Source organism: Domibacillus sp. F004 (assembly GCF_057814295.1).
On the sequence record NZ_JBVATB010000009.1, the window covers coordinates 35,057 to 57,521 of the forward strand.

The 22,465-nt window shown below is 39.8% G+C and carries 19 protein-coding genes and 1 pseudogene; 18 read left to right on the forward strand and 2 right to left on the reverse strand.

All coding sequences use genetic code 11. From position 1 onward, the window contains the following. Nucleotides 1–514: 514 nt before the first annotated feature. From ACZYRN_RS17540 to ACZYRN_RS17605, 14 genes are all read left to right on the forward strand, one after another. Nucleotides 515–1,582, forward strand: a complete 1,068-nt coding sequence (locus ACZYRN_RS17540) for a phosphotriesterase family protein (protein WP_488912909.1) — start codon at nucleotides 515–517, stop codon at nucleotides 1,580–1,582. Nucleotides 1,583–1,664: 82 nt separating this feature from the next. Continuing rightward, nucleotides 1,665–2,666, forward strand: a complete 1,002-nt coding sequence (locus tag ACZYRN_RS17545; RefSeq protein ID WP_488912910.1) for a phosphotriesterase family protein — start codon at nucleotides 1,665–1,667, stop codon at nucleotides 2,664–2,666. Between the two features lie 164 nt (nucleotides 2,667–2,830). Then, nucleotides 2,831–3,994, forward strand: coding sequence for a thiolase domain-containing protein (locus tag ACZYRN_RS17550; RefSeq protein WP_488912911.1), 1,164 nt, complete (start codon nucleotides 2,831–2,833; stop codon nucleotides 3,992–3,994). Between the two features lie 3 nt (nucleotides 3,995–3,997). Then, on the forward strand, nucleotides 3,998–4,414 hold the full coding sequence (locus tag ACZYRN_RS17555) for a Zn-ribbon domain-containing OB-fold protein (protein ID WP_488912912.1): 417 nt from the start codon (nucleotides 3,998–4,000) through the stop codon (nucleotides 4,412–4,414). A gap of 49 nt (nucleotides 4,415–4,463) precedes the next feature. Then, on the forward strand, nucleotides 4,464–6,161 hold the full coding sequence (locus ACZYRN_RS17560) for a CocE/NonD family hydrolase (protein ID WP_488912913.1): 1,698 nt from the start codon (nucleotides 4,464–4,466) through the stop codon (nucleotides 6,159–6,161). Between the two features lie 65 nt (nucleotides 6,162–6,226). Then, complete coding sequence (locus ACZYRN_RS17565; RefSeq protein ID WP_488912914.1) at nucleotides 6,227–7,189, forward strand: MBL fold metallo-hydrolase; 963 nt, start codon at nucleotides 6,227–6,229, stop codon at nucleotides 7,187–7,189. A 446-nt stretch (nucleotides 7,190–7,635) separates the two neighbouring features. Next, on the forward strand, nucleotides 7,636–8,331 hold the full coding sequence (locus tag ACZYRN_RS17570) for a 3-oxoacid CoA-transferase subunit A (protein ID WP_488912915.1): 696 nt from the start codon (nucleotides 7,636–7,638) through the stop codon (nucleotides 8,329–8,331). After that, nucleotides 8,324–9,007 (forward strand): 3-oxoacid CoA-transferase subunit B, encoded by a 684-nt coding sequence (locus tag ACZYRN_RS17575; RefSeq protein WP_488912916.1) that lies wholly within the window; start codon nucleotides 8,324–8,326, stop codon nucleotides 9,005–9,007. Before ACZYRN_RS17570 ends, ACZYRN_RS17575 begins: the two co-directional genes overlap by 8 nt. Then, complete coding sequence (locus tag ACZYRN_RS17580) at nucleotides 9,007–9,762, forward strand: GntR family transcriptional regulator (RefSeq protein ID WP_488912917.1); 756 nt, start codon at nucleotides 9,007–9,009, stop codon at nucleotides 9,760–9,762. The genes ACZYRN_RS17575 and ACZYRN_RS17580 overlap by 1 nt, the downstream gene beginning before the upstream one ends. 431 nt (nucleotides 9,763–10,193) lie before the next feature. Continuing rightward, on the forward strand, nucleotides 10,194–11,303 hold the full coding sequence (locus ACZYRN_RS17585; RefSeq protein ID WP_488912918.1) for an FAD-dependent oxidoreductase: 1,110 nt from the start codon (nucleotides 10,194–10,196) through the stop codon (nucleotides 11,301–11,303). Nucleotides 11,304–11,480: 177 nt separating this feature from the next. Further along, a complete protein-coding gene (locus ACZYRN_RS17590; protein WP_488912919.1) occupies nucleotides 11,481–12,407 on the forward strand; it encodes an alpha/beta hydrolase in 927 nt (308 codons plus the stop codon). Nucleotides 12,408–13,042: 635 nt separating this feature from the next. After that, on the forward strand, nucleotides 13,043–14,290 hold the full coding sequence (locus tag ACZYRN_RS17595; protein WP_488912920.1) for an MFS transporter: 1,248 nt from the start codon (nucleotides 13,043–13,045) through the stop codon (nucleotides 14,288–14,290). 313 nt (nucleotides 14,291–14,603) lie between these two features. Next, nucleotides 14,604–15,569, forward strand: a complete 966-nt coding sequence (locus tag ACZYRN_RS17600; protein ID WP_488912921.1) for an MBL fold metallo-hydrolase — start codon at nucleotides 14,604–14,606, stop codon at nucleotides 15,567–15,569. Nucleotides 15,570–15,708: 139 nt separating this feature from the next. Further along, complete coding sequence (locus tag ACZYRN_RS17605; RefSeq protein ID WP_488912922.1) at nucleotides 15,709–15,996, forward strand: putative quinol monooxygenase; 288 nt, start codon at nucleotides 15,709–15,711, stop codon at nucleotides 15,994–15,996. A 151-nt stretch (nucleotides 15,997–16,147) separates the two neighbouring features. Here ACZYRN_RS17605 and ACZYRN_RS17610 read toward each other — a convergent pair whose 3' ends face one another. Then, nucleotides 16,148–17,062 (reverse strand): AraC family transcriptional regulator, encoded by a 915-nt coding sequence (locus ACZYRN_RS17610; RefSeq protein WP_488912923.1) that lies wholly within the window; start codon nucleotides 17,060–17,062, stop codon nucleotides 16,148–16,150. Between the two features lie 160 nt (nucleotides 17,063–17,222). Between ACZYRN_RS17610 and ACZYRN_RS17615 the strand changes: the two genes are divergently transcribed. Continuing rightward, nucleotides 17,223–19,346: a glycoside hydrolase family 3 protein gene (locus ACZYRN_RS17615; RefSeq protein ID WP_488912924.1), complete on the forward strand. Its 2,124-nt coding sequence runs from the start codon at nucleotides 17,223–17,225 to the stop codon at nucleotides 19,344–19,346. Nucleotides 19,347–19,569: 223 nt separating this feature from the next. Then, nucleotides 19,570–19,869, forward strand: a complete 300-nt coding sequence (locus ACZYRN_RS17620) for a KGG domain-containing protein (RefSeq protein ID WP_488912925.1) — start codon at nucleotides 19,570–19,572, stop codon at nucleotides 19,867–19,869. Between the two features lie 271 nt (nucleotides 19,870–20,140). Here ACZYRN_RS17620 and ACZYRN_RS17625 read toward each other — a convergent pair. Then, nucleotides 20,141–20,383, reverse strand: a pseudogene (locus tag ACZYRN_RS17625) (IS30 family transposase); the annotation flags it as partial. A 205-nt stretch (nucleotides 20,384–20,588) separates the two neighbouring features. Between ACZYRN_RS17625 and ACZYRN_RS17630 the strand changes: the two are divergent. Both ACZYRN_RS17630 and ACZYRN_RS17635 read left to right on the forward strand, forming a co-directional pair. Further along, nucleotides 20,589–20,891 carry an iron-sulfur cluster assembly accessory protein gene (locus tag ACZYRN_RS17630; RefSeq protein ID WP_488912926.1) on the forward strand — a complete coding sequence of 101 codons (303 nt, stop codon included), beginning with the start codon at nucleotides 20,589–20,591 and terminating at the stop codon, nucleotides 20,889–20,891. A gap of 709 nt (nucleotides 20,892–21,600) precedes the next feature. After that, nucleotides 21,601–22,227, forward strand: a complete 627-nt coding sequence (locus tag ACZYRN_RS17635) for a nitroreductase family protein (RefSeq protein WP_488912927.1) — start codon at nucleotides 21,601–21,603, stop codon at nucleotides 22,225–22,227. Nucleotides 22,228–22,465 lie beyond the last annotated feature (238 nt).

Consider the following 22,465-nt stretch of genomic DNA (forward strand, 5'->3'; position numbering starts at 1 on the left):
AAAAAAGTCTGTCTATATGCATCCTGTACTGCAAAAATTATTATTTTTTATATAATATTTATTTGAGAAAACAGCTATATGTAAATCTGAAACTTATAAATTTAATTTTCAATTTTTTTAGGGAAATTAGAAAAATGTTTGACTTTGTTATAACAATATCATAATATTATGTTATTAACTTAGAAGTTACCTCACTGATTTAACTAAAAAAGAAAACGATTACATTGAAAAAAGTAGAACTATGGGGAAAGCAACGCAGTTCAATCCTCACTTTTTTCAAGCAAGAATTTCTTTATTTTAGTAGAGGAGTGCTGCAGGGTATTGGTTGTACATACGGGGATTTAGCAACATGACCCAATTATGCCCAAACCATACCAACTAGTCTGTTTAGTAGTGTGGCCCAATTGCGCTATAACTATACCAACTGGTCTGTTTGGATGCTTTTCTTTTCAACTAAATCATCGCCTTTGACATCTTTAAGGTGAGGAACTATTAAATGATAGGAGGTTTTACAATGCCAGATAAATTGCAAGAAAAAAGTTCAGGTGTTGTTCGTACTGTTCTTGGACCGGTGCCGGCTCAAGAACTAGGTATTGTGCTTATTCATGAGTCACTTCTTTCCGTGATTCCTGGTGCAGAATATGCGCCTGAGATTAATATGGACAAGAGTGAAATTTTTGAGATATTAAAACGTCAACTAATGGAGTACCGTCGACTTGGAGGAAAAACAATTGTTGATCGTAGCGGTATGTTCCACGGTCGTGATGTATGGCTTTATCAGTCACTTTCGAAAGCAACGGGTATAGACATTGTAGCGTCAACAGGGTTAGGACCTGAACCGATGTTAGGAGGGTACTTTACTGCACCGCAAACAAATCCACCTACACCGTGGCCAGCAGAAAAATTTGCTGATTTGTTCTCCAAAGAGGTGACAGAAGGTATTGTTGTACCGCGTGTTGAACGTTCAACTTCGGCTGGATTCGTGACGTCAATTGCTAGTCAAAATGGAATTACTGAAATTGAAAAAAGCCTGTTCCGCGGTGTTGCACAAGCAGCTCATACAACAGGAGTAGCTGCATCTGTACAATACGGTGAAGATGCTGTAAATGACTTAGAAATTTTATTAGGTGAGGGTATTGCACCAGACCGTGTAATTATCGGTGGGCTAGACCGTGTAAATGCTGTTGAACGAAAAGAAGCATTCGCTATTGCTCGTCGAGGTGCTTATGTGGCACTTGATCATGTTGGATGGTCTACAAATGATGGCTATGTAAACGATGAGCAACGTGCTCAATTAGTATTAGAATTATTTGAAGAAGGTCTTGGAGAACGTGTACTAATTTCAACGAATGCAGTTGCAGTAGCAAAAGGTCATGAAGCGAAAGATCTTGGATTCGATTACTTACTAGCAACATTTGTACCATTATTACGTAAAGCTGGTGCAACGGATGAACAAATTCGCATTCTATTAGAAGAAAATCCACAACGTGTACTTACTATTGATGCTTCAGCAGCGCAAAAAATATCTGAATATTCGGTTACCAATTGGAGAAATTTGTTCCAGTCTGTTGATTTACTATAGACGTGACGGATGACCAATTTCGGCTTTTATTAAATTAATGTAGAAGCTTCAGTAGAGTAAAACAAAGGTGAGGAGTGAAAAAATGGGTAAGGTAAATACGGTATTAGGCACAATTGCTACAGAAGATTTAGGAATCGTAGCAATGCACGAGCATATTGGGTTTGGTCTACCAGGGTGTGACTTAGATACACAATGGTGGAAAAAACCAGATGAAGCATTTGACGTTACACTTCAAAGATTACGTCGATTCCGTGAACATGGCGGTAAAACATTCGTAGACTGTACTGGGATTGGAAACGGACGCGATGTCGAATACTTCCAAGTGCTTTCGCGTAGAACAGGCGTTCATATTGTAGCTGTTACAGGCTTTGTAGCTGCTGACTCGGCTCTCCCATATTTCCGTGACAAATCAGTTGAGTATCTTACGGATTTATTCATTCATGAAGTGACAGTTGGGATTGATGACACGGGTGCAAAAGCAGGTGCGATTAAAGTAGGTGTAAGTCGTGGCGGTAAACTAAACGAACTTGATAAACGTATTTATCGTGCAGCTGCACGTGCTGCGGTAAAAACAGGCGCTCCAATTATTACACACTTATCAACAGATCCAATGACTGCAATTGATATATTTGAATCAGAAGGGCTATCTTTAGACCGCGTGTTAATGGGACATGCCGATGTTGGGCAAGATGCGGACGAAGCACGTGATGAGATGATTGCAAAAAAAGGAGGTTACGTAGGATTCGATACACTTGGCTATGACACAGAAGTGGAAAATGCACCATATTGGTCACGTCCACGTCAAGAGCGTGTAGACCATTTCCTTCGTTTCATTAATAAAGGATTTTTAGATCGTGCCGTTATTTCAGCTGACGCCAATTGCTGTGCTCTAGGTTGGCCAGGATTAAAAGGACATTCTGTAAACTATGTATTTGAAGAGTTTTTACCGGATCTTCGAAAAGCAGGTGTCAGTGAAGAAGCATTTGAGCAGCTTTTAGTACACACTCCTGCGAAATTTCTAACAATGCAAGAACCTAGAGAGCACACTCCTGCGAAAATCCTAACAATGCAGGAATCTCGTTAATTCGAAAAAATGGAAGCGTTACTAAAAAGGGAGTAGAAGTGCTGTGTCGGCTTCTAATTCTAGAGGTCGATACTCTTCTGATCGTGCTCGCATTGTTGAGCATAAAGTGACGTGATGTGATTTCGGAAAATGGTGGAACAAGATTAGCGGGGAGGTTAACAAATATGAGTATTAAAGGAATGGCTTATATTGCTGGGGCATTTGAGCACCCAACGCGCAAGGCGGAAAACAAGTCTGTTGCAGCCCTACATGCTGAATGTGCGAAAGGTGCATTAGAAGATGCAGGACTTACATTCGCGGATGTAGATGGTTATTTTTGTGCCGGTGACACGCCAGGTGGAGCCTTATCTATGGCTGACTACCTTGGTCTTAACTTACGCCATCTAGATTCGACAGAAATGGGTGGCTCATCGTACATTGCGCACGTTTCACATGCCGCACAAGCGATAGCAGCAGGGAAATGTAATGTTGCATTGATTACGATGGCAGGTCGTCCACGCTCAGAGGGTAGAAGTGGTGTGAAACAGAAAATCGTTGGTGCCAATGTTCCAGATACACCATTTGAACTTCCTTATGGTCCAACTGCTGTCAATGAGTACGCGATGGCGACGATGCGTCATATGCATGAGTTTGGTACGACGAGTGAACAACTAGCATGGGTTAAAGTGGCAGCTTCACATCATGCCCAATACAATCCAAATGCGATGTTACGTGATTTAGTTACAGTAGAAGATGTTCTTGCATCTCCAATGATTGCGGACCCTCTACACCGACTGGATTGTTGTGTTGTAAGTGACGGTGGCGGTGCATTAGTTGTCGTGAAACCTGAAATTGCAAAAAGCCTAAAACGTCCACTTGTCCGAGTGATGGGTAGCGGCGAAGCGCCTAAAGGACTACTTGCTGGCAAAACAGACCTTACTTACACAGGCGCTATTTGGTCAGGACCTAAAGCTTTCGAGGAGGCTGGTGTAACGCCTCAAGATATTAAATATGCTTCTGTTTATGATAGCTTCACGATTACTGTATTGATGCAGCTTGAGGACTTAGGTTTTTGCAAGAAGGGCGAAGGCGGCAAGTTTGTTGCTGATGGGAACTTAATTTCAGGTATTGGCAAGCTTCCAATCAATACGGATGGCGGAGGGTTGAATAACAATCACCCAGCGAGCCGAGGCGGCATTGTGAAAGTGATAGAGGCTGTCCGTCAGCTGCGTGAAGAGGCACACCCGCAAGTGAAAGTGGAAAATTGCGATATTGCATTAGTTCACGGTACTGGTGGCGGTTTAGCAAGTCGTCACGGTAGTGCAACACTTATCTTAGAGAGGGTGTAGATTATGGTAACAATATACCAATCCAGAACAATGGCAATCCCTGAAGTTCATCCAGAACATAAGGAGTATTGGGATGCTGCTTCAGAAGGAAAGCTGCTGATTAAAAAGTGCGATTCCTGTGGAGAGTATCATTATTATCCACGTGTGTTATGTCCGTATTGTATGAGCGATAACACTAGTTGGATGGAAGCGAAAGGGACAGGCAGTATTTACACATATAGTGTGATGAGACGTGGCGTTCCTTATGTAATCGCTTTCATAGAGCTTGATGAAGGTCTAAGAATGATGACAAACATTGTTGATTGTGACTTAGATACGGTGCATATCAATCAAAAAGTAAAAGTGATATTTAAGCAAAGCGGCGATCAAGATAATGCAGGTCCCTTTGTTCCATGTTTCACACCGATTGAGGAACAGTAAGGACATTTTGAAATATGCATAGAAGCATTTAGAAGAGGAGCGAATTGAAATGATTATTACTAAGGACGCACGCATTAAAATGCGTGACGGTGTGCATATCGCTGCAGATATTTACCGTCCTGAAGGCACGGGAAAAGTACCAGCATTACTTGCCCTTAGCCCATACGGTAAAGAACTACAAGCGCAAGCGCTAACATTACCTCCACAAGCACGTCCAAGTCATCTTTGGAACGGAGCGATTGAAGCTGGGGATATTCATGAAGTAGTATCACGAGGTTATGCCCATATTATCGCAGACGTACGCGGTACAGGTGGATCTGAAGGGCAAATGTGCGGTAACTATAACTCTGGTGGTCATGGCGATGGTAAAGACATTTATGACCTCGTTGAATGGTTAGCAGAACAAGATTGGTGCGATGGCAACATCGGGATGATTGGTATTTCATACTTTGCATCTGTTCAAATCTTAGGTGCAGCGGAGCAGCCACCACACTTAAAAGCAATATTTGCAAACGGTGGTCACTTCGATCTTTATGAACTTTGTTATCATGGCGGGATTATGTGGTTAATGCCACGTGCTTCTCGTGAAGGACGCGGCGGCGATAGCGGTAACGCATTCAATAACGTAGCAAGTAAGAGCTCGAAAGTATTCACGCCAGAGGAACTTAAACAAATAACGCAAGACCGTTTAAACGATCCAGATATCGCACATTGGTCAGACTTTGTTCACCTTTTACATTATCAAGACCGTCATGAATTATGGACGGATTACTTATTAAACCCACTTGATGGCTCGTTCTGGCAAGAAAATTCTGCAATAGAAGTAGCACATAAAGTAACAATCCCGACTTACTTCCAAGCAAAATGGGGGCGCGGTTGGAACGTTGAAGGCACAATCGAATGCTTCCACAAAGTATCAGGCATTAAAAAGCTTGATCTCCAAGCGCTTCCGCCAATGTTAGAGCGTCCATTCCATGAATGCCATGACGAAATGTTCCGCTGGTATGATTACTGGTTAAAAGGCATTGACACAGGCATTATGGATGAACCGGCAGTTCAGTTCTCTGTAGAGGGTTCTTACAAATGGCGTGGCGAAGATCAATGGCCATTACCATATGAAGAAAAGAAAGAGTTCTACTTACGTCCTCGCCACAAAATTAGCGAGAAACCAGAGCCATTAACAGCTGAATATGCACATCCAGATGGCTTCTACCAAGCGCCATTAACAGTAACAACCAAATCAGAAGCGCTTAAATGGACAAGTGATAAATTCCTAGAGTCTGTAGAAATGACAGGTACAGGAGCATTATATATCCATGCAGAAATCGATACTGATGACACCAACTTCATTGCGAAGCTTTATGATGTAGATCCAAGCGGCAAACGTACGTTAATGACATCAGGTTATTTAAAAGCATCTCATCGCGAACTAAATGAAGAAAAATCAACATACGGTGAGCCATGGCATCCACATAACCGTGCAGTACCAGTAACGCCTGGTGAAATTAACGAGTATGCGATTCGCTTATATCCATTCTCATTTTTAATTAAACCAGGTCATCGTATTGAATTAGAACTTGCGTGTAATGAACCACTTGATGGAGAAGAAGCAAAATTATTACCACCAGATAGCTACCACTTACCAAGCGGCCGTGCAACAATGCACAAAATCTATCGTGACAGAGATCATCAATCCCGTTTAGTGTTACCAGTCATTCCTAAACAATTCGACGTTACAAACAAATAAAGTAACGGGGAAAACGCAAAAAAAATCGCGTGCTGGTCATAAACGAGATTAGAGGAGTGAACAACATGGCAAATTCAGTGCGTGTTATACCGATTGAATGTAAATTTGGTCCAACTTCTGCGTATGCCTACTATATTGATGCGCCAGAGCCTGCACTTATTGATACAGGCATTGCCTCATCAGCTTCACAAGAAATCGAGACGGTTCTTGCTGAGCATGGTCTGCGCATTGAAGATATACGCTGGATTTTTCTAACTCACGGACATGTTGACCATCTTGGTGGTGCCCGAGCGGTTTGGGAGAAAACAGAAGGGCGGGCAGAAGTTGTGATTCCTCAAAAGGAAGCCTATTTGCTACGTAACCGGAATGCACATATTACAGATTATAAAGGGCTTCAAGGTAAATTCCTGGATGCCCAGACGCAAGAAAAGCATACAGCTATCCTGCTAAATGATATCGGGGAAGATTTGGAGCCAACAGTTGAAGTTGTTAGTGGTGATAAAATCTCACTTGGTGGTGATGTATCAATCACTGTAGTAGAAACACCAGGACACTCGATTGGATCGGTGACATTTGTACTTGATGGTCTGGAATGGGCTTTTGCAGCAGATGCTGTGCAAATGTATGGCGGGGCAAAGAGTGGGATTCCTACGATTGAATACCCAGCGCTCTATCGCCAAAGTTTACAGCACCTTCTCGAGGAAGTACGTCCAAAGCGCTTGTACTTAGGGCATCATTTCCGAGATGCAAATGGGGCGATTATCAGTCCAGAAGTAGATGGAGATGCAGTTTCTGCAGTTCTCCAAGCAAGTCTTGAGATGGATGCGAAGTTAGCAGATGTTATCGAGCAACACCTATCAGGAGATACACAGTCTAACGAAAGTGATGGACTATATGGACCGTTTGGATCTATTGCAGCCGAGATTGGCTATACAGGTGATCCACGGAACTTGCCTTGCGCGTTCTTCGTTACGATGAACGGCTATCAAGAAGAACTTATTGGTGTACCTGACCACTCCCACGGCTGAAGCCAATGGGGTTCTTTCTCGCAAACATCCCACTTACAAGCTTCTATAAGAAGATGCAGAGGTCGAACTTTTAGCGAGCAACTCTTGAGAGAAAAACAGTCTTTCAATAGGGCAAGGTCGGTGCCAACTACGCCGTTCAATCGGCGATACTTTTATAGGTTCATATACCGCACTCCCTCCATGGAGAGTGTTGGTCGGTCGAACGTTGAAAATTTTACGTGACAGACGTTTTTCCTGTCACAACCACCTATTTTCAGTTTTCAAGGAACATCCTATACGGGGGAAGTATACCATTTTAAATACTTAATGTATAGAACGTATCTTCGGCATTTTATCTATACACCGCATTTGAGCGAAAATTCATCCCATATCTCAAGAGGGCGCTAATGCACCGTAATGGGCTTTCTTTTCGTAATATCTGTAATAACTGAGAGGAGGAAATATAAATGATCCAGAAAAAGTATGAAAATGCTGCACAAGCTATTGCTGACATGCAAGATGGGGCAACGCTGCTTGTTGGAGGATTTGGCGGCAGCGGCTTACCGTCACATCTAATCGCCGCTCTTGTAGGGCAGGGGGCGAAGGATCTTACAGTTGTGTCAAATAATATTGGCGCAGTTAGCGATGGTGTAGCATCACTTATTAGCAACAATCAAGTACGCAAAATTATATGTTCATTCCCGGTTGGCCCACACGCCGACGATCTTATTAAGCGTCTTGAGAATGGTACTATCGAGTTAGAAATCGTCCCTCAAGGCACATTAGCGGAGCGTATCCGTGCAGGTGGAGCGGGCATCCCGGCCTTTTACACAGCGACCGGAGTGCATACGGAACTTGGAGAAGGTAAGGAAACTCGAGTGTTCGATGATCGCTTATACATTTTAGAGCAGGCAATCAAAGGCGACTACGCTTTTGTTAAGGCAGATCGAGCGGACCGTTGGGGGAATCTTGTTTATCGAAAAACACAACGTAACTTTAACCCGGTGATGGCGACAGCTGCACGTACAACAATCGCTGAAGTAAGTGAAATCGTGGAGGTTGGAGAAATTGATCCAGAGGCAATCGTGACACCAAGTGTTTTCGTACATCGTTTAGTGAAAGTCGATTTGCAACCTGAGGGGAAGGTGTTAGTAAATGAGTAAAGATCAGGTACAAACAGTTGGATGGACAATGAATGAATTAGCTGCTCAAGTAGCTTTGGACCTAGAGGATGGCTGGTTCGTAAATCTTGGTATCGGTTTACCGACACTTGTAGCCGATTTCATTCCTGAAGATCGAGAAATCATTTTGCATAGTGAGAATGGTCTTCTTGGATTAGGACCGAAACCAAAGCCAGGCGAAGAGGATCCAGACCTTGTGAATGCCGGGAAAGAACCAATCACATTAAACCCAGGTGGCAGCTACTTCTCGCAAGCAGATTCATTTGCAATGATTCGTGGCGGTCACCTTGACGCAGCGGTACTTGGTGCATTCCAAGTTTCGATGAACGGTGATCTTGCTAGTTGGAAGCTCCCTAACGCTCCTCTTGGACGTGTTGGTGGAGCGATGGACCTGACTGTTGGCAGTAAGCGTGTCTTTCTATTTATGCAACATTGCTCAAATAAGGGAGATGTGAAAATCGTTGAGGAATGTACGTATCCATTAACTGCATCTCGCTGTGTAGATCGCATCTATACCAATCTTGCAATAATCGATGTAACAGATGATGGTCTTGTCGTTCGAGAACTTGCTCCTGGCGTTACGTTTGAATACGTACAGGAACGCACTGCAGCTCCTCTTAAGAGTGGCGTGCAATCAGAGATTCTTGGCGTGCGATAATGACTAATTATACCAAAAAAAGCACGATTGATCGTAGTTCCTCTCTTCCAATCTATAAACAGATTAAAGAAATCTTAATTGAGGAGTTACAAGCTGCTAAGAGTAAGACCGGTCGCCCATTTAGTACGGAGGGAGAGCTTGTTCGTCGGTTTCATGTGAGTCGAGCACCTGTACGTCAAGCACTTAAGGAGCTCGTTGATGAAGGGTATGTATACCGAGAGCGTGCGAAGGGTACATTTCCTGTTCAGGAACTTCCAGTGCGTCCTGCCGGGTTAGAGTTAGGAGGACTGGTTGGCTTCCTTCGTGAACAAGGTATGGATTGTAATTCGAAAATATTAGCTGTCGATCATGTCTTCCCTACGGAGAAGCTGTGCAGCATACTTGGTACTGAACCGGATGCCAAAGTATTGAGAATTTCTCGCTTGATTTTACTCAAGGAAAAACCACTTGCGTGGACGCAGACTTATTTGGCTGTATCGGATGATTTTCAACCGGGGGCACGGAAACTTGAAGAGGCCGATAGTGTCTTCGCGCTCCTTGAGAGAGAACAAGGTATCTTTATTTCTCGAGGCGATCACCAAATTTGGGCCGCAAGCGCAAGCAGTATGGAAGCGCAGATTTTAAATATCAGAATCGAAGATCCTATTCTTATAATGGAAACCAAATTATACACGCGTCAGGATTTCCTTATTGGCTGGAGACGCGTCATCCATCGAGCAGACGACTATAAGTTCTCCTTCACGGTGAATCGTTGAGAATGACAGTGCCCCGCTATGCTCTTGGTTCCGGCTTAAGCTTTGTGATTGTTTTAAATGTCGGGCTATTATTGGATGGTTAATCCTTGGAAGTCTTGCAGATTCTCGATTTTAAAATAACATGTTTATTCTATATTTACTAGTTGCCATTACTGATGCATGGACAATGGGGCTCAAAACAATTCATACGCCTTTGTATCACAATACAAGAGCTCAACTGCTGTTGGGTTTGCTTCAGGAATTAGAGAATTGGTGGGATTATAGGGACAACAATTGAAGGCATCCTAGTATCACTTAATCTATCTATGCAAATGAATTTTATTTCGTTTGCGATACCAGGTATTTTAGCGGCTATTGCATTTTCATTGGTTCCTTTAAAACTTGCTTATCACAAAAAATGATAAAAGAAACGGCTTAGGAGGGAAATATTTATGAAATCGAAATCTGAATTAAGAATTGCAATTATTGGTGGCGGAATTGCTGGTTCATCAACTGCGGTTGCATTAAAAGCGAAAGGAATTCGTGCCGATGTGTATGAGCAAGCACCTGTTTTAAGAGAGGTTGGTGCTGGTATCGGTATCCGTCCACCAAGCGTGCGTTGCTTCCAAAAATGGGGTTTATATAAAGAGTTAGAAAAAGTTACCGAACGAAGTGACTTTATGGAAATCATTGCTGGAGATGATAACGTATTCATTAAAGAAACATGGCCAGTATTAACGGGGGACAAATCAGAAGCATATGCTCGTTTAATTCACCGCGCAGATTTATTAGATACGTTAATAGCTCATATTCCAGCAGACCAACTTCACTTAAGCCATCGTGTAATAGAAGTAATTGACCACGGTGACTATGCTGAAGTGAAATTTGAAAATGGGAAAACAATCGAAGCTGATATCGTCGTTGCAGCTGATGGTATTCGTTCACCACTCCGTTGTCAAGTTTTAGGTCAATATGATCCAGTATATTCTGGTTATTTAGCACACCGTGTATTAATTCCTTTCGAAGATGCACTTGGTAGGGCTTCAGCAGAAAACATCGTGCGTATTTATGTAGATGGTAATAACTCAACATATTTATTACCATTAGAAGGTCGCAAACAAGTCTCTGTAGATGTTACAGTTCCTGGCGAGTTCGCATGGCGTCCAGAAGTAACAAAAGAAGAAATTATGGAGAGCATTAAAGGCTTCGGTCCTACAATCCAAAAAATTGTTGATAATATTAAATTAGAAGATATCGTAACGCGTCCATTATGCGATCTTGATCCAATTAGCAAATGGAGCACAAACACTGTAACGTTAATTGGTGACGCTGCTCACGCGATGCTTCATAACCAAGGCCAAGGTGCAAACATGGCGATCCAAGATGCTGATGTATTAGCAGAAGCAATTGCTGAAGCAGTTGCTGGAACTGTAACACCTGCGGAAGCACTGCAAAACTATGAAGAGCAGCGTAAACCAATTACGAAGCTTTACCAAGAATTATCTCGCCTATTCCCAACAGATCAAGCAGAGACTGCATTCCCTGAAAAAGTTCACTTTTAAGAAAGTGGGGCTGGTTATTTGCGGCAACATCTAATCAGCCTTCTTGCAAAATCTGCTTAAATTGGCAGGAAATATAAGCTTTTTAAACGAGAAAGGCCCCTTATATTTAAGTGGGTAATGCCTTTCTATTTGATTATACAATAAAACGAAATAAATAAAATAAGGAGTGTCTTACAGATGCCTGTACATCCCGAGATAAAAAAGATTTTGGAATTCATTCCACAATCCGACACGAAACAGAAAGTCATTCCAGAAGAACATAGAAAAGTATTCAATGCACCCGTTTTACCAGTTGAAAAACGTGTACAAGTTTATTCTGTTGAAGAAAAAATAATTCCGACTTCTGAAGCAGATATACCAGTAAGGATTTATACACCGAAGGAAGGCGATTCTTATCCACTTCTAATGTACTTCCATGGTGGTGCATTTTTCTCAGGAGATTTAGAAAGTCATGATGAAGTTATTCGTCCGATTAGCATGGAATCCGGCTATAAAGTCATTTCAGTCGATTTCCGTCTTGCTCCTGAACACCCATTTCCTGCTGCATTAGACGATTGTTATAATGTAACAAAATGGGCAACAGAACATAGGGACGAATTAAAATGGGATGGGCAGAACCTCGCTCTTGCAGGGGATAGCTCTGGTGGCAACTTAGTTGCTGCTGTTTCTTTAATGGCCCGTGATAAAAAGGAATTTACGATTACAAAGCAAGTATTATTCTATCCGTCCTTAGACCTTGACTTTAGCGAATTTCGTTATCCGTCATTGGTTGAAAATGGAAAGGGTTATTTCGTAGAAAGTGACCAATTAGCTGAACTTAACGGCTTCTATTTATTAGGCGGTGTAGATACGGATAATCCGCTTGTTTCACCAATTCGAGAAGAAAACTTAGAAAATCTTCCAGCAGCACTTGTCATCACAGCAGAATATGATCCATTTCGAGATGAAGGGGAACTATTTGCGGAGAATTTAAAAGAATGTGGTGTGCATGTTGAAACAAAACGATATGAAGGTGCTACTCATGGCTTCTTAGGTAAATTCACGCATCTTGATGAGTATAAAGACGTTTACAAACGTACAGCTGATTTTTTAAATTCTAAGTAAAGAATTTTCAAGTTCAGCGCTAACGTGACCTTGAACGGTCCATTTCGATATGTTAACAGGTTTTTTCAGAGGGAAGTGATCATCGCGAAAGAAACTATAGGTATTGCGTTTGATCACTTCCGTTTTATTATTTGATCCTTCTAAAAAACCATTCTAATCGTTGCATGCAAAGCGATTTACTAATAATAGTATGGTTTATTGCTTCTTCAAAGAAAGCACAAATGGAAGCGTATTCAAATTGTGATGGACCCCGTTGTCAAGACATTTTTGACCTGCAGTTTTTCCTTGTATTTGGGATGTTTTACAATTTGAACTTACCCGGCAGCATTGAATGTATGCCGGTAGAATTAATCTCACGTCAATGAGCGGCCGATGTGGTCGTGTGTGGATTATATTTGTAGATTCACGTCTCGATAGTTTATCGTTGGGGGTGTATAGGTGCTGTAGTAGATCTTCTTTGATTTCAGATGGCAGAAAAAGCGTTCTATCGGCGGTGGCCCCGCCACTTGGCATCTGTGTTGACCATGATTACGGTTGAGTAATCAAGGAAGTTAGTTTGCGAGCAGCGATCTTTTGACTTCAATCCTGTGATAAGCTTCTGGGTCCATTATTATTTGAGAAGGGTGTTTTATTTTATGGGAAATAAAAAGTTTTGGACTTATGAAAATAAGTTAGTAGTAATCTTCTTCTTCGCAATCGGATTCGTATTCTTTGACCGTTTAGCGATTAACTACCTATTCCCGATGATTTCTGTCGATTTAGGATTAAACTACACGCAATTAGGTTTACTTGGAGCAGCTCTTGCGTTAACTTGGTCAGTTTCTGGTCCATTAGGTGGATTCATCTCAGATAAAGTTAATAGTAAGAAAGCAATGTTAGCCATTTTGATATTCGCATTCTCAGTTATTTCATTATTACATGGTTTAGCACAATCATTCGCTATGTTATTCGTACTGCGTCTATTAATGGGTATTGTAGAAGGTCCACTGATTCCACAAACACAATCGATTTTAGCAATGGAATCTTCGGAGCGTCGTCGCGGATTTAACTTAGGTTTTACAATGAACACAAGTAACGCATTATTCGGCAGCATTTTAGCGCCTGTAGCAATCGTTGCATTAGCAACTAAATTTGACTGGCATATGGCGTTCTATTTAACGATTATTCCAGGGATTATTTTAAGCTTAGTCATCTTAAAAGCAGTTAAAAACCCAGATCCAGCGAAATACCATGCTATGCATGCTACAAAATCGACTGAAAAAATTAAAGTTAAAGATATTCTTAAGCTCCGTAATATTTGGTTATCCATTATTGTTTTCAGCTTAGTGATGACACTACTTATGGCATTCCAAATTTTCGGACCAACATATTTAGTACAGGCAAAAGGTTTATCAGATACGACAATGAGTTTCGTCATGGCTGCATTCGGTGTTGGTTATGCAATCTTCGGTTTCTTAATCCCAACGCTTTCAGAGCGTACTGGTCGTAAATCGGCTTCTTTAGTATCTGGCTTGTTGTTAATTCTCGTACCATTGACTATAGTATTCGTGGATTCAGTTCCATTAATGATGCTTCTTTTATTCATCGGATCGGCTGGTTCAGGTGTAATTGGTATGTCGATGTCAGTTATTCCAGTTGAGTCTGTTCCATTAAAATACTCAGGTCTTGCAGTAGGTTTAACTATCGGTATCGGTGAATTCTTCGGTGGATTCTTAAATCCAATGGTGAATGGAGCTTTAGCAGACATGTATGGTATTCAAATACCGTTATTCGTAGCTACTGGTGCGGGTGTGTTGGCATTTCTATTCTCATTATTCTTCAAAGAAACAGCACCATCTAAAGTTAACTCAAAGGAAGTACAACCAAAATCAACTCCAGCTTAGCCGATGAGCAAGAAGTCAAATCTAGTGTCTAATTCTAGTTTTGGTTTGTAAAGAACAACTTAGCCCGCCTCTTTTGGAAAGATGTGGGCTACGTTTGTTCTTATTCTAAATTGTATTTGTTAAGCTAAGATTGATTCTTGCGCAAAGTTAGTGAGATGTCACCACCATTCTTATTTACATATAGTATTCAAAAAGGATGTGTTCCAATGCTTGCAGATACATGATTTTCAACGTTGATTAATGTACCTGATGAACCTATTGTTGTTATGATGGAAAATAATAGAAAAAACGATATTTTAGAGGGGGAAATTTGTTGGTTAAAAAAAGCAATATGGAAGTATTTCCTGTTATCGTTCCAGCTTCCAATGAATTGAAAAGTTTTAACTTTTACTTAGTTAAACATGAGAATTCCTTAACATTAATTGACGCCGGATTGAACACGGAGGATTGCTGGAATTCCTTACAAAAGACCTTAAAGGATAACGATTACACACTTACTGATATAACAGGAATTTTACTAACACATCATCATGCAGACCATATTGGCTTAGTCAACCGAATTGTATCCACCCATTCCATTCCCGTATACGCCCATCCTAATGCCATACATATACTGAAGAGAGACACAGAGTATATAAAAATGAGGGCAGCGTTTTTCGGTAAACTATACCAAGAGATGGGATGCGGTGAAATGGGTGAGAAACAAGTAGCGAATGTCCATAATCCTATTATTCTAAAAGAGGATAAAAAAATCTGTTGCGAAATCCGAGAAATAACAGATGACCCGTTTTTGGGCTTTGATATCTTGGACGTTCCAGGGCACGCTCCAGACCAGGTCGCCTTTTATAATAAAGAGCGTAAGTGGCTATTTGCCGGGGATTTATTAATTGAACATATGCCAAGCAGTGCCTTCATTGAACCAGATTACGATGGGATTCGTACAAGCTCCTTGATACAACAAAAGCAGTCATTAGAGAAATGTTTGTCATTGAATGCAGAAGTCGTTTTTTCAGGTCACGGTATTATCATAGAAAATCCTGTTGATGTATTTAAAGAAAGAATAAAAGAGATAGAGCAAAAAGCCAACAAATACATAAACATTATTAAATCCGGAATTTCAACTGCTAGTGAAATTGCCCAATTACGATATAAAGAAAAGTATGAAAAGCAGTTTTTCAACATTATGTCTGAAATTATTGGTTATCTAGATTATCTTGAATTACAAGGGAAAATTAATAAGAAAATGGAGAAAGGGATATGGCATTATTATTGCAATTAAATCATTAAAGGGCCTTTGACTGATGTAGAAAACCCGTTTCCGATACTCCAAAACAGGTTTTCAAAAATTATGTTAAAATAATGGAATTAAGCTAGGTTTCGTAATAAGACAATAATAAAAAAGAGAAGGGGTTAATAAAATGATTAAAGTTGTATGTAAAGCCAAACTAAAACCAGGTGTAAAGGTTGAAGATTATTTAATAATGGCTAGAGAAGTTGTTTCAGAAACCAGAAAAGAAAAAGGCTGTATATCGTACACTCTTCATGAAGATATCAATGATTCATCCATTCTTACTACGCTCGAAGAATGGACGGATGAAGAGGCTATAAATCAACACAATAAAAGTGAACATATTTTGAAAATGGTTCCAGAACTTAGAAAACTTCGAGAGAGTACAGAAATTACCCTTTACAGAGAAGTAAAATAACTTACATAATCATTGAGAGGCTTTTCTTAAGTTATAGAGCTTAAGGAAAGCCTCTTTTTTGATGTTCTTTGTATATTTCTTCAAAATGGACCTTTGTTTCAATTAACAAGGACGTGTAAGTGTGCCTAAATGAATGCTTGCTAGATGCATCTTAATATAAACTTTTGTATTCTTTTTGAAGTTTTTTGGGAGAAATATTATATTCTTTTTTGAAGAGTCTGTAAAAACTCGAATAATCAGGAAAACCGCATTTTAAAGCGATTTTCTCTATGGAGATCTGATTTTGTTTAATCATAGTTACAGCAAAAGATAGACGCTTTAATGATACGTAACGGTAAAAGGGTAGGTTCATGTTCTTTTTAAAATAATGAGAAAAATAATATTTATTTAAATGAAAACAATTAGATACATTGTCTAAACTTAAATCCGGCTCTGTCAAATGTGATTCAATGTATTCTAGTATAGATACGAACCTTTGGTCTAGTTCATCCTTGTTACTAAGGTTGGGCATACTACTTGCGGGGTCGAAGATAACTTGAAGCGCTTGAAATAATAGGTAATGTACTGTAAAAGAAGAATTTTCTTCGCCATTTTTTATTCTATGAGTTATTTCATGAAGTAAAGAAATGATATCTTGGGAATTTTTTGAATGCAGATGTAATACATAAGAACCTTGTGTCTTTTGATAAACAATATTTTCTTTCATAGATGGTGAACTAGATAGAAAGTCGTCCATTAAATGCTCACTAACGCTAACAATTATGCGCTCATAGTTATCGATACTCTTAACAATAGCTTTATGAACAGCATAAGGAGGGATCACCACAACATCCCCTCTCCTTAAGGAATATGTCTTTCCTTCACAAAAGAATTCACACTCCCCATCTAAAAAAACAAGAACCTCTAAAACATCGTGCCTGTGCAATTGGAATAAAGACTCTAATTGGGAAAATTTCTCGGCTGATTCGTCGTATTTCTTGAGCCAATCAGGGGATTGATTTTTTTTGCTAAAGTAATGAATTTCAAAACCTTTATTGATTACTGGAATAAGAACAGGTTGCTTCACTTGGTGTCATCCTCTCCTATAGCAACATTTACAATAATTTAAACAATAAACGTCATTTAATTTTAACTTTTTGTTGTTATTATAACACTATAAAAGAAAGCAATAACAAATTCAATTCAGGGGCATAATTAAGAAAAGACCAAGTGTAGGAGGCGTTACAATGGAATTTAACCATAAACAACCCGATTTGGAAGTCAAAGTTAAGAACATCATTGAAGTTGATGGATTAAAATTTAAAGATTTGAATAACGATGGGAAGCTAGATCCTTATGAGGATTGGCGTTTGAGCCCGAAAGAACGTGCGGAGAACTTAGTTTCATTGATGAATATCGACGAAAAAATCGGTATGATGCTAATTAATACGCGGAAGATGGGACTTTCTCAGAAAGATAAGGAAAAGACAAGTCATGATGGTATATTAGACGAGTCGATTGTGGAAAAAGGGGAAAATATATTTGCTACATCAAAAGTATATGGAACAACACATACCATCGAGAAAAGAAATTTACGACACTTCATTTTAAGAGACAACTTTAGCCCAGCTGAAATAGCAGAGTGGATTAATAAAATGAATGAAATAGCTGAGGGAACCCGTTTAGGTATTCCTTGCTTGGTTACATCTAATTCAAGAAATGAAAATGCAGAATCTATCTTTGGTATGAATGATGCAGGGGGAATTTTCTCTACATGGCCTGGAACTTTAGGACTTGCAGCGGCAGCACAAGGAGATATTAAAAACGGTGGAGATGCATCACTTATTAGCGAGTTTGCTAAAATCGCTCGCGAAGAGTGGGATGCTACTGGTATCAGAAAAGGTTATATGTACATGGCAGATACTGTTACAGATCCGAGATGGCAACGAACGTATGGTACGTTTGGAGAAGATCCGGAATTTATTTCTGATGCTATTGGTCGCCTTATCGACGGATTCCAAGGTGAGGAATTAGGGAAAAACAGTATTGCAATGACAACGAAGCATTTTCCTGGTGGAGGAGCAAGAGAAAATGGATTTGATCCTCATTATAAAGAAGGAAAGTGGAATCTTTACCCAACTCCAGGAAGCTTAGAAAAATATCACTTACCACCATTTAGAGCAGCGGTAGAACATGGTACTTCATCTATTATGCCATATTATTCTATACCAAGTATCAAGAAGAGTGTGGTACAAGAGTTTGAGGGTGAAGACATTCCATTCGAAGAGGTAGGCTTCACATTCAATCACTATTTCATTAACCATATTCTAAGAGGAAAACTTGGTTTTAAAGGCTATATCAATAGTGATAGCGGCATTGTGAATAATATGAGCTGGGGCGTAGAAGAATTAAGTGAGGCTGAACGTTTTGCGAAAGCAGTTAATGCTGGGACAGATATCGTTGCTGACACAAATGATATAGAAAATCTTAAAATCGCTGTTAGCAAAGGATGGATTAGTGAAAAACGTATTAATGAAGCGAATGTACGACTCCTTACAGAAATGTTTACGTTAGGAATTTTCGATAATCGTACGTATAATTCACCAGAACAGGCTACATCTGTAGTTAGTAACAAGGCGAATTGGGAAGCAGCTTATGAAGCGCATAAAAAATCTGTAACCGTACTTAAAAATCAAAATGAGACGTTACCATTAACAGCTGAAAAGCTTAATAATAAAAAGATTTATGTGGAAGTATTACACAAGGAAGTAGAACGAGCAACAAAGTACACTGAGCAGGCAAGAAAAGAATGTCAAGAACTTGGCCAATTTACGTTGACCGATAACTATGAAGAAGCTGACGTAGCGATCATGTTCTTGCATCCAAAATCAGGCTCTTACTTCAACGCGACACCTGGACTATTAGAACTTGATATCTGTGAGGATAAAGTAGTATCAGCTTTAGATGGTTCATTGTATCAGGAAACGACTATAACTGGTATGGATCATCTAAAAGAAGTGACAAAAAACCTTCATAGCCGTGGTGGAAAAGTAGTTATGAGTGTTAATGTGACATTGCCATGGATACTTGGAAGTATTGAACCATTGGCAGATGTATTAATCGCTGGATATGATACCTTCTATAATGCACAGTTTGAGGTTATCGCAGGTAATAGTAAACCAGTAGGTGTTTTACCATTGACATTACCAGCGAGTGAGGAAGTCATTGCGGTTTATCAGAATGGTGATTGTGTGTCTAGAAATGATGTACCGGGCTATGATAAGGACAAATATATGCCTGAAGGACTATCATATGCATATAAGGATAGCGATGGTAATATCTATAAGCTTGGTCATGGACTAACTTATTAAAATGTATCATGACACTATTTTTACCACAATTCATTGTGGTAAACAACCCGACTTTTACTAAATGTAAAGGTCGGGTTGCTTTTTTATTTTCAATACTTGAAAATAATTGTTTGATTAGTCCTTTATTTTTTTAAGTTGCATACAAAAAATAATGTTTAAAAAAATAGTAGCTGGGAAAACAGAGAGTGAGTTCGATAACAATATTACTGAGGAGGAACGTTTAATGGCTAAGAACAACCAGAACAATCGCAACAGAAACAATGATGGCAACATGACTGTTGAAGAAGCGGGACGTAAAGGTGGACAAGCTACCTCAGCAAACCATGACAGAGAATTTTATGAAGAGATAGGACGCAAGGGCGGCGAGGCTACCGCGGAAAATCATGACAGAGAATTTTATGAAGAAATTGGCCGCAAAGGCGGCGAAGCCCGTGCTAACCAAAATGACAATGGGAAAATGAGCAGGGAAGAAGCAGGACGTAAAGGCGGCGAGGCCCGTGCTAGAAAGCGTAGTAACAATTAAATAAAAGAATAAAATGTACTAACACATATAAATAATTTGATTAAGTAAGAAAAGAAGGGCGCCCTATAAGTCGGATTTTCGACGCATTGGGCGTCCTTTTTTGCGTGAATGGAGGCAGCCTCTTCTTTCGTTGGTTATTAAAAAGTGGTTCATCTGCTTACACAAAAAAGCGTTTTCTGGTTATAAAGAGAACGCTTTTTGCTAATTTAAACAGGAATAGAGTTTAAAATCATTTATTGAAAAAAGAAAGATTTTATTATATGATCGTTTGTCAAGTTAAGTGCAACACTTCGTCGATGAACGCTTCGTGTGGCGTGCGCCAGTCCAGGCACTTGCGTGGCCGATTGTTGAGCAGATGAAGTGCCCAGTCCAACTCGTCGTCTTTCACCTTGTTAAAATCGGTGCCTTTTAGGGAAAACTCACGAAGCAGGTCGTTGGTGTTTTCATTACTCCCACGCTGCCAGGACGAATACGGATCGGTAAAATAAAAAGCAATCTCCAGCTCTTTTTCTATAGGAAACTGGGATGCAAGCCTTAAGCAACTTATTAGAATGATGAACGCGTTTTAAGTGTGAATGAGGACAAAAGTTCTTCAAACAAGTATATTACTGTTATAGGAATTTAATTTATCCTTCAAAAAGGAATTAATTGTTAAGAAGACCTTTGTTCATCTGACAGGAATGTCAGTTAAATAAAGAAAAGAACAGGAGAGAGCAACGATGAAATGTAAAGTAAATCAAAAAGCTGCGAATGCTTTGAAGAAAATGCTTGAAAGTCCAGAAGCAGAAGGAAAAATGATTCGTGTAGAGGTTACTGAGCTGCACGGTAATCACGCTCATTATGGCATTAGATTGGATACACAAAAAGAACATGATGTTGTAGTAAAGACAGATAAAGACATCGATATTCTTTTGGATAGTAGAGAAGAGTTCCTTGATGGTATCTTTGTTCAGTATTTTTTTGTCCCCCAGGAAGGGTTTGTAATTACCAATTCTTCAAAAGGTGCTCACCATCACCATTAACACAAAAAGATAGTAAAGACTGATTATGCTTCTTTCAAATAGAAAGATATCAAAAATAAGACCGCCAGCGTGCTTCGATGTTCAGTCAGAGCGCGCTGATTTAATTTTTTGAGTAAATTGGACAGATGTAATGACACATGTAATTCTTGTTCTGTTTTATACTGGTAAAGATACAGCTTTTCTATTTCGAGATGCGAAAAGCGGTGTATTTAGAAATAAATGCTCGTCTAACAAGTAAATATGTTTAAAGTTAAAGGCTCCCCATCAGTTTAATTGAACTGATGGGAGGCCTGTTCTTCATATAATCTGTCTGGTGACGCTTCTTCTTTGATTAATTGGGCCAGGCAGGTAACGGGAGCAATGTCTATCGGAATATTTACATCTTTTTTCTATACAAGAATGGATTTTTACGGAAAAATGAATGGTCTTTCTCCCGAGATATATGTAAAAGGATTGAATGATGTATTTATTCTGGCAACAATCTTGACTTGTTTAAGTATCCCGTTTTCGTTATTGCTTAATGGAAGACTAGGCTACAAAAAGAGAAGTGAATGGGCGAAGAGATAGTAAATGGGGTATAAAAGGAATCGCTTATGCAAGGTCCCATATTGAGAGGGGGCTAAGCCGATTACGCTGAAGGTCTCATGGTTTTAAATCAAAAATGTAATCATAACTAAAATGAATTCTATAGGAAATGAGGTTATCTATAATGAGTTTAACTGTTAAACCTGTTGAGAAACTTACAAGCGAGGTTAAAGAATATCGTAAAGCTGAGCATTCTGTTAGTCCCTTATTTTTAAATCGTTGGTCTCCCCGTGCATATTCTGACGAAAAGATTTCTGATGATGATTTGTATAGTGTTCTTGAAGCTGCACATTGGGCCCCTTCCGCTTTCAATGATCAGCCTTGGCGCTTTATTGTAGCCAAAACAGAACCACAACTGAAAATTTTTCATGAGTTCTTAAATCCTTTTAATCGGGCTTGGGCAGAAAAAGCTCCTGTTCTTGTTCTAGTAGCATCAAGTAACCGGAGAGAGAATGGAGATCCAAACGAGGCACATGCATTTGATTCCGGAGCCGCTTGGGGTTACTTAGCGATTCAGGCAACTTTACTGGGACTTAGCACACATGCAATTGGGGGATTTGATAAAGACAAAGCTCGAAACTTGCTGAATGTTCCAGATGATTTGGATCTCCATGCAGTCGTCACTATTGGCTATCGTGGCGAAAAAGAAGCATTTGATAAGAATTTACAGATTTTCCGAACGGGAAAGCCCATCGTCTTTAGACATGGGATGAGAGTGAGGTCGAACGAGGTGTGTTTTTTGGCACGTTAATCGTTCGGTTTTTTTGTTTTTTCGACGATTATCCCTTGTGTAGGGAACGTATATTCCGTTATGATGAACGTATTAAGTGAGGAAGGAGGATACCCATATGTTTGTCACACGTTCCTTTCGAATACCTTATGATCAAAACGTATATGACGAATTAAGGATGATGCAGCGGGAAGCCGCATCCGTATGGAATGACATCGTTCGAGAAGCCACTTCTTATTATTTCACGTGTAAAAAGTGG

Coding starts and splice junctions, on each gene's coding strand:
- ACZYRN_RS17540 (WP_488912909.1), top strand. CDS start 515: ATGCCAGATAAATTGCAAGAAAAAAGTTCAGGTGTTGTTCGTACTGTT.
- ACZYRN_RS17545 (WP_488912910.1), top strand. CDS start 1,665: ATGGGTAAGGTAAATACGGTATTAGGCACAATTGCTACAGAAGATTTA.
- ACZYRN_RS17550 (WP_488912911.1), top strand. CDS start 2,831: ATGAGTATTAAAGGAATGGCTTATATTGCTGGGGCATTTGAGCACCCA.
- ACZYRN_RS17555 (WP_488912912.1), top strand. CDS start 3,998: ATGGTAACAATATACCAATCCAGAACAATGGCAATCCCTGAAGTTCAT.
- ACZYRN_RS17560 (WP_488912913.1), top strand. CDS start 4,464: ATGATTATTACTAAGGACGCACGCATTAAAATGCGTGACGGTGTGCAT.
- ACZYRN_RS17565 (WP_488912914.1), top strand. CDS start 6,227: ATGGCAAATTCAGTGCGTGTTATACCGATTGAATGTAAATTTGGTCCA.
- ACZYRN_RS17570 (WP_488912915.1), top strand. CDS start 7,636: ATGATCCAGAAAAAGTATGAAAATGCTGCACAAGCTATTGCTGACATG.
- ACZYRN_RS17575 (WP_488912916.1), top strand. CDS start 8,324: ATGAGTAAAGATCAGGTACAAACAGTTGGATGGACAATGAATGAATTA.
- ACZYRN_RS17580 (WP_488912917.1), top strand. CDS start 9,007: ATGACTAATTATACCAAAAAAAGCACGATTGATCGTAGTTCCTCTCTT.
- ACZYRN_RS17585 (WP_488912918.1), top strand. CDS start 10,194: ATGAAATCGAAATCTGAATTAAGAATTGCAATTATTGGTGGCGGAATT.
- ACZYRN_RS17590 (WP_488912919.1), top strand. CDS start 11,481: ATGCCTGTACATCCCGAGATAAAAAAGATTTTGGAATTCATTCCACAA.
- ACZYRN_RS17595 (WP_488912920.1), top strand. CDS start 13,043: ATGGGAAATAAAAAGTTTTGGACTTATGAAAATAAGTTAGTAGTAATC.
- ACZYRN_RS17605 (WP_488912922.1), top strand. CDS start 15,709: ATGATTAAAGTTGTATGTAAAGCCAAACTAAAACCAGGTGTAAAGGTT.
- ACZYRN_RS17615 (WP_488912924.1), top strand. CDS start 17,223: ATGGAATTTAACCATAAACAACCCGATTTGGAAGTCAAAGTTAAGAAC.
- ACZYRN_RS17620 (WP_488912925.1), top strand. CDS start 19,570: ATGGCTAAGAACAACCAGAACAATCGCAACAGAAACAATGATGGCAAC.
- ACZYRN_RS17630 (WP_488912926.1), top strand. CDS start 20,589: ATGAAATGTAAAGTAAATCAAAAAGCTGCGAATGCTTTGAAGAAAATG.
- ACZYRN_RS17635 (WP_488912927.1), top strand. CDS start 21,601: ATGAGTTTAACTGTTAAACCTGTTGAGAAACTTACAAGCGAGGTTAAA.